Annotated in this window: 11 protein-coding genes; 9 read left to right on the forward strand and 2 right to left on the reverse strand. The window is 68.3% G+C overall.

Annotated elements, in window-relative coordinates; translation table 11 throughout:
- Positions 1 to 38: 38 nt before the first annotated feature.
- Positions 39 to 1,331, reverse strand: a complete 1,293-nt coding sequence (locus tag IT306_22060) for an MFS transporter (protein MCC7371116.1) — start codon at positions 1,329 to 1,331, stop codon at positions 39 to 41.
- A gap of 221 nt (positions 1,332 to 1,552) precedes the next feature.
- Between IT306_22060 and IT306_22065 the strand changes: the two genes are divergently transcribed.
- The 7 genes from IT306_22065 to IT306_22095 all read left to right on the forward strand — a co-directional run bounded on the left by IT306_22065 (position 1,553) and on the right by IT306_22095 (position 10,278).
- Positions 1,553 to 2,404 (forward strand): pirin family protein, encoded by an 852-nt coding sequence (locus IT306_22065; GenBank protein MCC7371117.1) that lies wholly within the window; start codon positions 1,553 to 1,555, stop codon positions 2,402 to 2,404.
- Between the two features lie 183 nt (positions 2,405 to 2,587).
- Entirely contained in the window at positions 2,588 to 3,961 is a 1,374-nt protein-coding gene (locus IT306_22070; protein MCC7371118.1) for a CBS domain-containing protein, read from the forward strand.
- Positions 3,962 to 4,127: 166 nt separating this feature from the next.
- Positions 4,128 to 5,138: a Gfo/Idh/MocA family oxidoreductase gene (locus IT306_22075; protein ID MCC7371119.1), complete on the forward strand. Its 1,011-nt coding sequence runs from the start codon at positions 4,128 to 4,130 to the stop codon at positions 5,136 to 5,138.
- A gap of 192 nt (positions 5,139 to 5,330) precedes the next feature.
- Positions 5,331 to 6,470, forward strand: a complete 1,140-nt coding sequence (locus IT306_22080) for a hypothetical protein (GenBank protein ID MCC7371120.1) — start codon at positions 5,331 to 5,333, stop codon at positions 6,468 to 6,470.
- A gap of 244 nt (positions 6,471 to 6,714) precedes the next feature.
- Positions 6,715 to 7,410 carry a VTT domain-containing protein gene (locus IT306_22085; protein ID MCC7371121.1) on the forward strand — a complete coding sequence of 232 codons (696 nt, stop codon included), beginning with the start codon at positions 6,715 to 6,717 and terminating at the stop codon, positions 7,408 to 7,410.
- 109 nt (positions 7,411 to 7,519) lie between these two features.
- Complete coding sequence (locus IT306_22090; GenBank protein MCC7371122.1) at positions 7,520 to 9,037, forward strand: cellulase family glycosylhydrolase; 1,518 nt, start codon at positions 7,520 to 7,522, stop codon at positions 9,035 to 9,037.
- 131 nt (positions 9,038 to 9,168) lie between these two features.
- Positions 9,169 to 10,278 carry a zinc-binding dehydrogenase gene (locus tag IT306_22095; GenBank protein MCC7371123.1) on the forward strand — a complete coding sequence of 370 codons (1,110 nt, stop codon included), beginning with the start codon at positions 9,169 to 9,171 and terminating at the stop codon, positions 10,276 to 10,278.
- 67 nt (positions 10,279 to 10,345) lie between these two features.
- On the opposite strand, the gene dgoD is transcribed toward IT306_22095, so the two are convergent.
- The gene (gene dgoD / locus IT306_22100) at positions 10,346 to 11,479 is read right to left on the reverse strand and encodes a galactonate dehydratase (GenBank protein MCC7371124.1); all 1,134 of its coding nucleotides are present in this window, start codon (positions 11,477 to 11,479) and stop codon (positions 10,346 to 10,348) included.
- Positions 11,480 to 11,638: 159 nt separating this feature from the next.
- Between dgoD and IT306_22105 the strand changes: the two genes are divergently transcribed.
- Both IT306_22105 and IT306_22110 read left to right on the forward strand, forming a co-directional pair.
- Positions 11,639 to 12,475 carry an SDR family oxidoreductase gene (locus IT306_22105; GenBank protein ID MCC7371125.1) on the forward strand — a complete coding sequence of 279 codons (837 nt, stop codon included), beginning with the start codon at positions 11,639 to 11,641 and terminating at the stop codon, positions 12,473 to 12,475.
- Between the two features lie 59 nt (positions 12,476 to 12,534).
- Positions 12,535 to 13,101 carry a Uma2 family endonuclease gene (locus IT306_22110; GenBank protein ID MCC7371126.1) on the forward strand — a complete coding sequence of 189 codons (567 nt, stop codon included), beginning with the start codon at positions 12,535 to 12,537 and terminating at the stop codon, positions 13,099 to 13,101.
- Positions 13,102 to 13,193 lie beyond the last annotated feature (92 nt).

The raw sequence follows: 13,193 nt of genomic DNA on the forward strand, positions 1-13,193 counted from the left end.
CCATTGTACTGGCCGCTGCCAGATCTGGGGCCGATGACCTACCGAGCCGTGCGGGTGGCCGGGCTGGCGACGGCCAGGATCACCACGGCTGCCAGGACGGCCAACCCCGCTCCGAGCGTTGCCGTCTGCGGATTGATCACGTCGGTCAGCCATGCCAGGGGCATCGCGGCGATGGGCGTCACCGCGAACGTCATCAGGTAGACGCTCAGCACCCGACCGTACATCCGTGGCTCGGTGTTGCCCATCAGCATGGTGCTGTTCAGCGACATGTAGCACGACTGCGCCGCCCCGAACAGGCCGATCATCACCACGGCCATCGAGAGGCTCGGCGCAAGCGAGAACCCGACGATGGAGAGGGCGAACGCGAACCCGAAGCCGACCTGGATCAGGCCGAGCCGCCGGAAGCCGGTCACGGCGGCCACGCCGACCGAGCCGATCAGCGCGCCGATGCCGTTGGCCGAGAGCAGCATGCCGAGACCCGTCGCGCCGACGTTGAAGACGTGCTCCGAGAAGACCGGCATGATCTGGAGGACCGGCGCGCCCAGGATCAGCAGCACGAACGCCGTGCCGAGCAGTCCCCGGTGGACCGCTGACGACAGGATGTAGCGGAACCCCTCCAGCAACGAGTCCCAGACGGCCCGCATGCCGCTGCCGGCCGCCGGCGGCTTCGCGCTCGGCGGGAGCCGCAGCAGCGACACGAAGACGATGGCGTACATGATGCACATCGTGACGAACACGCCCGAGACGCCGATGCCGGGCGTGGCCAGCATGATGCCGGCGACGCTCGGGCCGACCACCCGCGAGAAGTTGGGCGCGGCGGTGTTGAGCGCGGCGGCGCTGCGCGTGAGCTTCGGCCCGACGACCTCCATCAGCAGGGACTGTCGGGCCGGCATGTTGAACGAGAACGCGACCCCCTGGAGCAGGCCCAGCGCTGCGAGATGCCAGACTTCCATGATCCCGAGCAGGCTGAGGATCGCCAGGGCCAGCGCGCCGGCTGCCAGGATGCACTGGGCCACGATGATGACGTTCTTGCGGGGAAAGCGGTCCGCCACCACGCCGCCAATCGGCGCGAGCACCAGCATCGGCAGGCCGCTCAGGCCGGTGACGATGCCCAGGACCGTGGCCGAGCCGGAGATGGTGAGGGCGGCGTAGCCCGTCGCAACGGCGCACAGCGACCACGTCATGGTGGACGGGAACGACATGAACCAGAGCAGGCGGAACTCGGGGACTGCGAGCGCCGGGTACAGGCGCACGACCGCCGAGAACAGACCACCGGTGGTCTCTCTGGGCAGCGCAGCCTCGGCGTCGATGGGCTGAACGTGCTGGCTCAAGACTCACATGATAGCGACTCGGGCGCGAACCGGCACCAGCGGTCGGCAGGGCGCTTGCATGTTGAGCGCGTCGTGCAGCGTCGTCGGGGCTTGATGAAGATTGATTACTTCCTGTGGTAAGGGCCCTCACCCCCCGACCCAGTCGGGCCTCCCTCGGTCGGGGGGTGAGGGCCTCCAGCCTGGAGCACGGAATACGGCTGCCACGCCCGCTGTTATCGTTCATGGCTGAACGATCCGACGCAGTGCGGGCGTCGAGGCACTCAGCTCCCTGTCCGCTCAGCGCGCTGTGCTGGCCGGGGCAGGCTGCACCGCACGCCATCGTGCGTGCGCGGAGGCACACTCTCGTGGCGCAGACCGTTCCCACCGTCGACATCCGACGTGCCGCGGACCGATTCCAGACCCGGACCGGCTGGCTCGACTCCCGGCACAGCTTCAGCTTCGGCCGCCACTACGATCCGAAGAACACCCATTTCGGCCTCTTGCTCGTCTCGAACGACGACGTGGTCAAGGCTGGCACCGGCTTCGACACCCATCCGCATCGCGACATGGAGATCGTGACCTGGGTGCTGGAGGGCGAGCTCGAGCACAAGGACTCCCAGGGGAACCGTGGGCTGATCGTGCCGGGCGACGCGCAGCGCATGTCGGCCGGCAGCGGCATCCTCCACTCCGAGATCAACTACTCGGCGAAGACGGATGTGCGCTTCGTCCAGATGTGGGTGCTCCCCGACACGAAGAGCATCAACCCCGGGTACCAGGAGACCCATATCGGCAGCCTGATCGACAGCGGCCAGCTCGTCCCCATCGCCTCCGGGCGCGGCCACGACGGCGCGGTCACCATCCAGCAGCAGGCGGCGACCTTGTGGGGCGCTCGGCTGACGGCCGGGGCCAGCGTGGCCCTGCCGGACGCGCCCTTCGTCCACCTGTACGTGGCGCGCGGTCCGGTTGACCTGGAGGGAGCCGGCTCGCTCGCGGAGGGCGACGCCGCCCGGCTGGTGGCGGCGGACGGCCGCACGGTGACGGCGCCGGCGGGTGGCGCGGGCGCGGAGGTCCTCGTCTGGGAGTTCCGCCCGTAGCGCGTCATGCCTCCCTGCTTCGCCTGGAGCACACCGGGTAGGCATAGATTCTGCACTTGCCGGGGCCACGGGGCGAACGCCCTTCCGAGGCGAGCCGTGCTTGCCAGGCTCCGCGCGCTGCCAGTCAGCGTGCGGAGCCTCTGTGGTCGGGCCGCCCATCCGCAACCGAGGAGGAGCAGGGTCATGGATGCAAATCCACGAGATGAGTCCCGCGCGGCGACGGTCCGCGAGGGCGGCCCCGAGTCCTGGACCGAGGCCGGCGAGCTGATCGACACCCCGACGAATATGCCGACAGCGGCCGGCGCGCGGACAAGCGGCGGCTCAGTGCCCCCGGCCGCCGGCGAGGCGACCTCGCCGTTTTCCAGCCAGGGGCCGGCAGCCGCCCAGCGCAGGCGGGCCGGCAGCTCGGCCAGCCGCGTCGAGTCGTCCCATCCGAGCGGTTCTGATTTCAGCTCGTCGGCCGCCCCGGCCGGACAGGGCAGCAACACTCCGGTTGGCGCGGAGTCCAGCGGCTACCGGGCCTGGGACGACCGGCAGGAAGAGCCGGGCACGTTCGGGCGCGGCGAGAGCAACGGCATGATGCCCATCATGTCGTCGCTGGGCGGGCTGGCGATGACGGCGGCGGCGGGTGGTCTGGGCTATCTCTGGTGGAAGCGCCGCCAGAAGCAGCAGTCCCGCGGCGAGCGGCTGAAGGCAGCCCTGCTGGCGGCGGGCACATCGCTGGGGGCATCGGCCGGCAGCGACTTCCCGCGGATGCTCGGGCAGGCAGCGGCGCAGTCGAAGTCGGCGTGGCTGCCGCTGGCCGTGTTGCCCATCGCCATGATGCTGCGTGAGTACGGCAAGGCCGGCGAGCGCGCCAGCGATCAGCTTCTGCAGCCGCTGGAGCTCGACAAGCGCAGCAAGCTGTTGGCGAAGCAGGGCTCGGACCTGATCGACGCCAAGCTGCACGAGTACCGCAAGCGGCTCGTGCAGGAGGTCGATCCGTCCTACAACTCGGGCTGGGGCTGGACGCCCTGGCTGCTCGGCGGGGCGATGGCCGGCGGCGCGTACGTGGCGTACCGTCAGGGCTGGCTCGATTCGATGATGGGCGGCTCGGCCGGCACGATGTCTGGTGGCAGTGAGCCAGCCGTGCGGGACGTCATGACCCGCAGCGTGGCGACGGTCGATCCAGAGGCGACGATCGCCGAGGTTGCGCGGAAGATGCGGGATCTCGACGTCGGCTCGCTGCCCGTCTGCGACGGCTCCAAGCTGATCGGCATCGTCACCGACCGCGACCTCTCGGTGCGGGCGACGGCTGCCGCGAAGGATCCGAACACCACCCACGTCCGCGAGGTGATGTCGCCGCAGCTGACCTGGGTCTTCGAAGACGAGCCGGCCGACGCCGCCGCCCGCGTGATGCGCGAACGGCAGATTCGACGCCTGCCGGTGCTGGACCGCGGCGACCGGCTGGTCGGCGTGGTGGCCCTGGCCGACCTTGCGACGGACCTGGGCGACGACCGGCTGAAGGGGGCAACCCTGGAGGAGATCTCGCAGCCGTCGGGCGCGAACCCCCGGTAGGCAGAGAACGGCAGGAAGCCCCTCACTGCTCCGTGTGTTCGTCGCCAAACACCGCGCCACTGCATCGGGCGGCAATCGTTGGCCGATGGCCCGCCCGATGGTACGCTTCCTTCACGACGACTCGTGCTGAACGGATCGGCACGTGTGAGTCGCCTGGGAGACATGTGTGGCAGAGCAGCCGTTTCGATGGGGCATCCTGAGCGCCGCCAACATCGCGCGCAAGCGCTTCGTGCCGGGCGTCCGGACGGGATCCGAGGGTATCGTGGCGGCCGTGGCTGCCCGCGATCTCGAGCGCGCCCAGGCATTTGCCTGCGAGCTTGGCATCCCGCGGGCGTACGGCTCCTATGAAGAACTCCTGGCCGATCCCGAGATCGACGGCGTCTACATCGGACTGCCGAACTCGCTGCACACGGAATGGACCGTCAAGGCAGCCGCCGCCGGCAAGCACGTCCTGTGCGAGAAGCCGCTCAGCCGCCGCGTGTCGGATGTCGAGCAGATGATCGCGGCGTGCGAGGCGGCCGGCGTGGTGCTGATGGAGGCGTTCATGTACCGCCACCATCGGCAGCACGCCCGCGTTCGTGAGCTGATCGCCAGCGGCGCGATCGGCGAGCCGACCATCGTGCGGGCCTCGTTCACCTATGCGATGCCTGATGAGCGGCGCGCGGCTCCGACTCCGGATGTCCGGGTGCAGGCCGGTCTCGATGGCGGCGCGTTCATGGACGTCGGCTGTTACGCGCTGAATGCTGCGCGTCTCCTCTTCGACGCGGAGCCAGTCGAGGTCACGGCGTTCCAGCGCAAGGATCCCCTCCTGGGCGTCGACACCCTCTTTGCAGCGGTGGTCCGGTTCCCGGGGGATCGGATGGCGCTGATCGATGGCAGCTTCGACACGACCAGCACCGCTCGGTACGAGGTCAGCGGCTTCGACGGGGCGATCCTCGTCGAGAAGGCGTTCCAGCCGGAGCGCCTGCCGTCCGAGATCACCATCACGTCGCGCGGGGAGCGGCGGACGGAAACGGTCCCTGGCGCCGATCAGATGGGGTTGGAGGCCGATCACTTCGCCAGGAGCGTGCGGGCAGGCAGGCTCCTGGCGCCGGCCGAGAACGGGCTGGCCCAGGCACGGGCGCTGGAGGCGCTGTACCGCAGCGCCGAAACCGGCCAGGCCGTTCGTTTGTCATAACCGATGCATCGCACAACGTCGGGCCTGACTGATCGCGGTGGCGCGTGCGGCGGGCGAGCCGTGCTGCCAGCGGTCACCGGCGCGCTGCGTCGTTCGTTGTACGCCGAAGACAGTTCGACAGGCGGTCCGGAAGGCGATCCGACGTTGCCCGACCGTCCGGTCGGGACGCCCACACGAGGCGGGGGAACTCGCATGCATACGCTGGCTCGCATCGTCGGGGCGTTTCTCGCCCTGACCATTCTTCTGGGGCAGCCCGCGCCGATGGCACTGGCGCAAGGCGCGCCGTTCTGTGCTCCCGGCGCAGCCCCCGCCTTTGTGCAGGGTTTCGCGCAGCTCAAGTCGATCCTGGGCGACGTCATGGGCGATCCCGTCGAGTGCGAGCACACCGACGGCGCGAGCGGTGACGTGCTCCAGCAGACGACCACCGGTCTCGCCTTCTGGCGCAAGTCCACCAACACGGCCACCTTCACGGATGGGTATCGGCACTGGGCGCTGACCGCTCGCGGCCTGCTGACCTGGGAAGGCAACAGCATCGATCCGCCGGCGACGGCCCGGCCGGCTGGCGGTCAGCCGTCCGGCGCACCGGCGAGTGGGTCCGGCTCCGTTGCCAGCGGCGGGCGCACCGAGTCGGCGGCCGTCTCCGCGATTGGCGCTGGCCGGCGGCGCACCCCGAACGAGTTCGTCTTCCGGACCATCGACCAGGCCCCGGCGAACAACGGCTGGCCCTGCCTGAGTCGAAACCCGAGCTGTGGCCGCGAGGAGTGGTGGGCGCAGTGGAACGAGCTGCAAGACTCGAACTGGCTCCAGTACAAGTACATCGGGGCCGGGCTGGTGACCGAGGCTCGCTTTGCCGAGGCCATCTCGTTGCTCTGGCTCTGGCCGGAAGGTCGTGAGCTGCTGACCACCGCGGCCAACCACGGCGTGGCGATCTACAGCTCGCAGGAGATCGCGCGGCGGGCGTTCGCGGCGTACCGCCCGGCGGACCGCACGCTGATGGTCAACCCGAACTTCACCGAGGTCTCGACGTGGCTGCTGGCCGACGTGCTGGCCCACGAGCTGCGGCACGCTTCGGATCATGCCACGACCACGCGGATGGGCGGTGGCTACGGCGACTGCGTGGCCCGCGAGCAGGCCGCCTTCAACACCGAGCGCGACTTCGTGCGCTGGCTGGCCGAGCGGCAGGGCGGCCTGCCCTCGTCGGACGAGGTGTCCAAGCTGCTCTCGCAGGAGGATTTCGCCCTCTTCTCCGACATCTACCGCACGCTCAACTCGCCGAACCTCAACGCCCAGGTCGAAGAGAGCTACCGTTCGATCTGTCGTGGCGGGCGGTGAGCACACGCCACGGCGCCGTCCGCGAGCGCCTGCCGCAGGCTTGTGGACGGCGGCCGGCGGGCTTTGCTGATGCTCGTAACGTGCTCGCAAGGTGATGACACGCATTTCTCTGGCTGATAGGGCGAGAAGCGCAGTATGATCCGCTCGCTGCCGTCCCAATGAGAGGGGCATGCGCGTTCCACGGAGTGAGACCTCCGGAGCATCCGTACAAGGCCCGATCCGTGTTGAACGATTTTTCCCGTGCATGACTGACCACGTATCCTCGGCTGCCGCCTCGCGCCCCGTACCGGTGCGCCCCATCACGCCGCCCGTCGAGCTGCGCCCGTCTGGTGACCAGCAGCCCGAGGCCCCGCCGGCGAAGCGCTCGGTCTGGAAGCTCGTCCTGACCCTGCTGGCGCTCGGGGCGATGAGCGGCCTGTTTCTGTTCTTCCCGATTGACTGGGACAAGGTCGGAAACTGGGGCTACGTCGGCGTGTTCGGCGTCGTGTTCGTGGCGACGGCCAGCGTGGCCCTGCCGATCCCATACCTCTTCATCGTGGCGCGGGCCGCGCTGTATCTCGATCCGTTCGGCGTGACCCTGGTGGCCGGCATCGCCGGCGCGCTCGGCGAATTGTCGGGATACGTCCTTGGGGCCAGCGGGCGCGAGCTGTTTCCGCAGAACAAGGTGTATGACCGCGCCAACCACCTGATGGTCAAGTACGGGTTCTGGTGCGTCGTCTTCTTCGCGTTTGTGCCGAATCCCGTCTTCGACGCCATCGGATTCGCGGCGGGCGTGCTCAAGTACCCGCTCTGGCGCTTCCTGCTGGCCTGCTTCCTCGGCAAGTCGATGAAGTTTGCGATGGCCGCCTTCGCCGTCCCGATGATCCGCTTCACCTGCCTCTACCTCCCCGACGCCTGCGGCTGGGTGTCGCATGGGCCGCTCGGACGCCTGGTCGGCTAGCGACGCCGCGCTCGGCTGGCTGTCCGGCTGCTCGTTACGTCCTGCTACGAACCCGTCACGCCTGAAGGCTCGTTCTAGACGACGATGCCTGTATCGCCTGGAGGGGTTCGTGCGGCTCTGGTTCTCTGTGGTCGGCGTGACGCTGCTGGTGCTCGGAGTGCTGACCACGTCGCTGCCGTCAACGCCGGCCCTCGCGCAGTCGAGCGGCGAGGCCTTCGATGATTTCGCGGTCGGCATCATCGTCGACACCACCAACCCGCGCAGTATGGCGATGGCGCGTGAAGGCGGCTTCACCCACGCCAAAATGATCGTCAACTGGGCGCGCCTGGAGCCGCGCCGGGGCCGCTACACGTTCCGCGAATCGTCCGAGAACGATCTCGACAACGTGATGAAGGCGGCGCGCGGCGAGGACATGAAGCTCGTGGTGCGGGTGGACGGCGCGCCCGACTGGGCCGGTGGCAAGCCGTCGAAGGCCGACACCGGCGCGGTCGAAGCGTTCTACGCCGCGATGGCCGCGCACGGGAAGGGGGCCATCGTCGCCTACGAGGTCCTGAACGAGCCGAACCTGCCGTTCGAGTGGGGCGGCGACCCCAGCCCGTCCGGCTACGCGCAGTTCGTGAAGGCGGCGTACCGGGGCGTCAAGAAGGGCGACGCGAACGCCCTGGTGATCGCCGGCGGCCTCTCGCCGGCCGCGCAGGTGGACGACCTGGAGTTTCTGCGCGGGATGTACGCGGCGGGCGTCAAAGGCTCGATGGATGTGGTGGCCATCCATAACTACGGCGGCAACTTCGAGCCGGAGACGGACCCTGGCAGTTGCGGCATCTGCTTCCGCCGTGCCGAGCTGTATCGGCAGATCATGGTGGAGCAGGGCGACGGCAACACGCCGCTCTGGGGAACCGAGTTCGGCTGGTTGCTGGACTCGGGCAAGAACATGGGCCAGTACGACTGGATGCGTGTCTCGGCAGAGAAGCAGGCCGAGTACGTCGTGCGCTCGTTCCAGTACGCGCAGAGGAACTGGCCCTGGATGACCGGGCTGCTGCTCTCGAACCTGGACGCCAGCACCTCGCCGTACCACACCGCGCCGCAGGACGGGATGCCCTGGTTCGCGATCCTGAACAAGGACCACTCGCCGCGCCCGGCCTGGAAAGCGGTGAAGGCGTGGCGCGAGCAGGAGCTGGCGCGGGGGGCGTCACGCCCTCGCCTGTCGGCAGCCGCGCAGGCGGCCTCGCCGACTCCGGTTGCGCCGACACCCGAGCCGACGCTCGCGCCAACGGCGACGCTCGTCCCGGCCCTGGAGCCGACGCCCGAGCCGAGCGCCGCCCCGCTGCTGGAGACGCCGGCTGCACAGGCCAGCCCGGCCACGGCGGCTCTGCCCGAGCCACCGGCGGCGTCGCCAACGGCGCTCATCCGCTTGCGGATCACGAAGACGGGTGGGACCGGTGCGAACCTGCGTGCCGAGCCTCGGCCCGATGCGCGGGTCATCGCCATCCTGCTGGACGACACGCAGCTCGACGTGGTCGGCGAGGACGTGAAGGCCGGCGGCGTGACCTGGAAGAACGTCCGCACCACCGGCAGCACGTCGGATGGCGTCACCGGCTGGGTGTCGGCGCAGTACCTGTTGCCGTAGGCTGCGCCCGCCGGTCGTGGATCGAGGGTCATCGGTCATGGGAACGAGCTGACGGTGTATCGTTCTCGGACTGACCACGATCCCTACCACCCACGATCTACGATCCATGACCCACTAAGCGGAGGGACACGATGGCAAAGACTGGTCGCGCGGTCGTCCTGGCGAAGGCGGGCGCACCGTTTGAGATCCGCGAGTACCCGGTCCCTGACGTGGAACCAGGAGCCGCCCTGGTCCGGATCACGCTCTCGAATGTGTGCGGGTCCGACCTGCACATCTGGCGCGGCGAGCTGGACCCGATCAAGCGGAACTGGGCGCTGCCCCGCCACAACGGCCACGAGATGACCGGCTTCATCGAGAAGCTCGGCGAGGGCGTCACGACGGATTCGGATGGGCAGCCGCTCAAAGAGGGCGACCGCGTCGTCTTCCAGTACTTCTTCCCCTGTGGCCGCTGCAAGAACTGCCTCGCCGGGCGGAGCCGGGCCTGCCCGCTGCGCTACGCTCACACAGCCGTGCCGTGCGATCAGCCGCCCTACTTCAACGGCGGCTGGGGCGACTACTTCTACCTGCGGCCCCGGCACACCGTCTTCAAGGTGCCGGACCATCTGTCTGACGACCTGGTCGTCGGCGTCAACTGCGCGTTCTCGCAGGTGGTCTGCGGCATGGACGTTGGCAATCTCCAGACCGGCGAGACGGTGGTGATCCAGGGCGCCGGCGGCCTGGGCCTGTACGCCATCGCCGTGGCGAAGGAGCGCGGCGCGGGACAGGTCATCGTCGTGGACGGGGTGCCGGAGCGGCTGGATCTTGCCGAGGCGTTCGGCGCGGATCATGTCATCGATATGCGCGAGTCGAAGACGCCTGAGGATCGCGCGGCTCGCGTCAAGGAACTGACCGGCGGCTGGGGCGCGGATGTCGTAGTGGATGTGGCTGGCTTCCCGGCCGTCGTGGCCGAGGGCATGAAGATGATGGCCCAGGGCGCGCGCTACGTCGAGATCGGCAATATCTCGCCGGGCCTGACCTACGACGCCGATCCGTCGTTCTGGGTGACCAACAACTGCACCATCACCGGCATTCACGTCTACGAGCCGCGCCACCTCCGCGAGGCGCTGCGGATGCTGGATCGGAAGAGCAGCGTCTACCCGTTCCACAAGATCGTCTCGCACCGCTTCCCGCTGGAAGAGGTCAACGAGGTGCTGGCGGCCCAGGACAAGGGGCACATCACCCGGGCCAGCCTCGTACCGTAGGTTTCGGACTCTGGGTTTCGGGTTTCGGGGGCGCCATCCCCGGAAACCCGAAACCCGAATCCCCGTGTCAGATGTCGGCCACCGAGCCGTCGGGGTAGTACTCGCTGGCGTAGTCGCGCGGGCTGTACGGGTGTGCCGCGATGACCTCCTCGTCAAGCTCGATGCCGAGGCCCGGCGTCTTCGGCAGCTCGATCCAGCCGTTCTCGATCTTCAACCCCGTCTTCTGGGCAATCGTCCGATGCGGCTCGTTCTTGGCCGTTTCGAGGATCAGGAAGTTCGGGATGGCGGCTGACAGGTGCAGCGAGGCCGCCGTGGCGACCGGCCCGTTCGGGTTGTGCGGCGCGACCTTGATGTAATGCGCCTCGGCCATCGCCGCGATCTTCTTCAGCTCCAGGATGCCGCCGGCGTGGCAGATGTCCGGCTGGACGATGTCCACGATCTGCTCGTCGATCAGCTCGCGGAACTCCCACTTGCTGAACAGCCGCTCACCCGTCGCCAGCGGCACGTTCGCCTTGACGTCGGTGACCTTCTTGAGCGCCTGGAGGTTCTCCGGCGGCACCAGCTCTTCGAGGAAGAGCATGTTGTACGGCTGCAGGGCGTGCATCAGCTCGATGGCGTAGAACGGCGAGAACCGCCCGTGATTGTCGAGCGCCAGGTGGACGTCCTCGCCCACCGCCTTGCGGACGGCCTCGATCTTCTTCGCGGCCGCGCGGATCAGCGTGCGCTCGTCCATGCCGTTCTTCGGCTGGCCGGTCCCGAGCTTGAACGCCCGGTAGCCCTCTTCCATCAGCTTCTGGACGTGCTCGACCGTGGCCTCGGCGGTCGGGCCGCCGGCGTGGGTGTAGACCTGGACCCGGTTGCGGGTCGGCCCGCCCAGCAGCTCGTAGACGGGCGCACCGAGCTTCTTGCCCTTGATGTCCCAGAGCGCCTGCTCGATGGCCGCGATGGCCGAGTTGAGGATGATCCCGCCGCGCCAGAAGCCGTGACGGTGCAGGCGCTGCCAGTGGTGCTCGATCGGCCCGGGATCCTCGCCGATCAGGTAGCGCTTGAACTCGTCGACGGCGGCGCAGACCGTCAGCTCGCGCCCCTCGACGGACGCCTCGCCCACGCCGGTGATGCCCTCGTCCGTGGTGATCTTGACGAAGTGCCAGTTCTGGCGCTCGACCCGCATCAGCAGGTTGTCGATGGCGACAATCTTCACGTTGTCCGCCCTCCTCTTCGATGGCAGCCATCATGTTCGATGGCAGCCATCATGGTACCTCGTGTGCGGCTACCATGATCGGGTGCCGGCCCTGTGGCAGCATGCCCGAGGTCGGCTCACGCAGCCAACTCAACACCAGCTCGCAGCGAGGGGGTCCACGTGGAACGACTGTCAGGACAGGTCGCGATTGTGACGGGCGGCGCAACGGGCATCGGCGGCGCGACGGCCCGGCGCCTGGCCGAAGAGGGCGCGAAGGTGCTGATCGCCGACATCAACCCGGCGTTGGCCCAGGAGAATGTCGAGCGGATCAGGGCGAACGGCGGCATTGCCGAGGCGATGCAGGCCGACACCGGCAGCCACGACGACATCAAGGCGATGGTGCAGCGGGCCGTCGACGAGTGGGGCTCGCTGCGGATCCTGGTGAACAACGCCTACTCGCCGTCGGGCGCGGACGGGGCCGGCGGCGCGACCGAGATCTCGGAGGCGGCCTGGGATCGTGGAATGGCGGTCCTGGTCAAGTCGATGTTTCTGGCGACCAAGTACGCGGTGCCGCACATGCGGGAGAGCGGCGGCGGCTCGATTGTGAACCTGTCGTCGGTGCATGGGCTGCTGACGGCCGCGAAGTCGCTGATCTACGAGGCCGGCAAGTTCGCGGTGATCGGCGTGACCAAGCAGATGGCCTGCGACTACGGCCAGGACGGGATTCGGGTGAACGCGATCTGCCCTGGGCACATCGTGACGGAGCGGATGCAGCAGCGCTGGGACACCAACCCTGAGGGGCTGCGCTTCTTCGAGCAGCAGTACCCGCTGCGGCGGACGGGCCGCCCGGTCGATATCGCCAATGCCATCGTGTTCCTCTGCTCGGAGGAGGCGTCGTTCATCACCGGGCACGCGCTGGTCGTCGACGGCGGCCTGACGATCCAGTTGCAGGAGAACCTGGGCGTGGCCCAGGCCCGCTACGCGCAGCAGCGGCCTGACCTCGAGTTCCCGTACTGAGGGTGTGACGGGCGGCGGCTGGTACGATACCCATGCGAGGCCCACACGGGAGGAGCACGATGACGCTGACTGGCCGCCGCCTGACCCTGGACGAGTTCCTGGCGCTGCCCGAGGAGAGCCCGGCCCTCGAATTCATCGACGGGGTGGTGGTACCCAAAGTGTCGCCAAAGATGTACCACGGTCGGATTCAGTCGAAGTTCGTTGAGCGCGTCAACGTCTACGCCGAGCCCCGTGAGCTTGCGGTGGCCTTCTCTGAGACGCGAGCCACGTTCGGCGGGCAAAGCCGCATCCCTGATGTGGGCGTCTACCGATGGTCCCGCGTACCTCAGGATACGGATGGTAAGGTCGTCACGGACTCGTTCGTACCCTGGGACATCGCGGTCGAGATCGTCTCGCCAGATCAAAGCCGGTCCGACGTAGCTGACAAGTGTCAGTGGTACTGCGCCAATGGCGTCGAGATCAGTCTGATGATCGACCCGATCCGAGAGGATGTTCTTCGGTTCGGAGCGGATGGCTCGCGCATCGTGGTGCGAGGCGACGATGTCATTGACCTTGAGAGCGTCATCCCAGGCTTCCGCATCACACCGTACGAACTGTTCTCGGCGCTGTATTTCGGACGCCGGTAGTCGAGCGTGCCCTGGAAGCATTGACGCGAGCGCCCGATACGCTCGACGTGGCTTCGACACGCCGAGATCCCCCCCGAGGGTGTGACGGGCGG

This window comes from Chloroflexota bacterium (assembly GCA_020850535.1).
Taxonomy (GTDB): domain Bacteria; phylum Chloroflexota; class UBA6077; order UBA6077; family JACCZL01; genus JADZEM01.

Excerpts from the sequence above, each read along its gene's own strand:
- IT306_22065 (MCC7371117.1), top strand. The coding sequence starts at position 1,553 with ATGGCTGAACGATCCGACGCAGTGCGGGCGTCGAGGCACTCAGCTCCC.
- IT306_22070 (MCC7371118.1), top strand. The coding sequence starts at position 2,588 with ATGGATGCAAATCCACGAGATGAGTCCCGCGCGGCGACGGTCCGCGAG.
- IT306_22080 (MCC7371120.1), top strand. The coding sequence starts at position 5,331 with ATGCATACGCTGGCTCGCATCGTCGGGGCGTTTCTCGCCCTGACCATT.
- IT306_22085 (MCC7371121.1), top strand. The coding sequence starts at position 6,715 with ATGACTGACCACGTATCCTCGGCTGCCGCCTCGCGCCCCGTACCGGTG.
- IT306_22095 (MCC7371123.1), top strand. The coding sequence starts at position 9,169 with ATGGCAAAGACTGGTCGCGCGGTCGTCCTGGCGAAGGCGGGCGCACCG.
- IT306_22110 (MCC7371126.1), top strand. The coding sequence starts at position 12,535 with ATGACGCTGACTGGCCGCCGCCTGACCCTGGACGAGTTCCTGGCGCTG.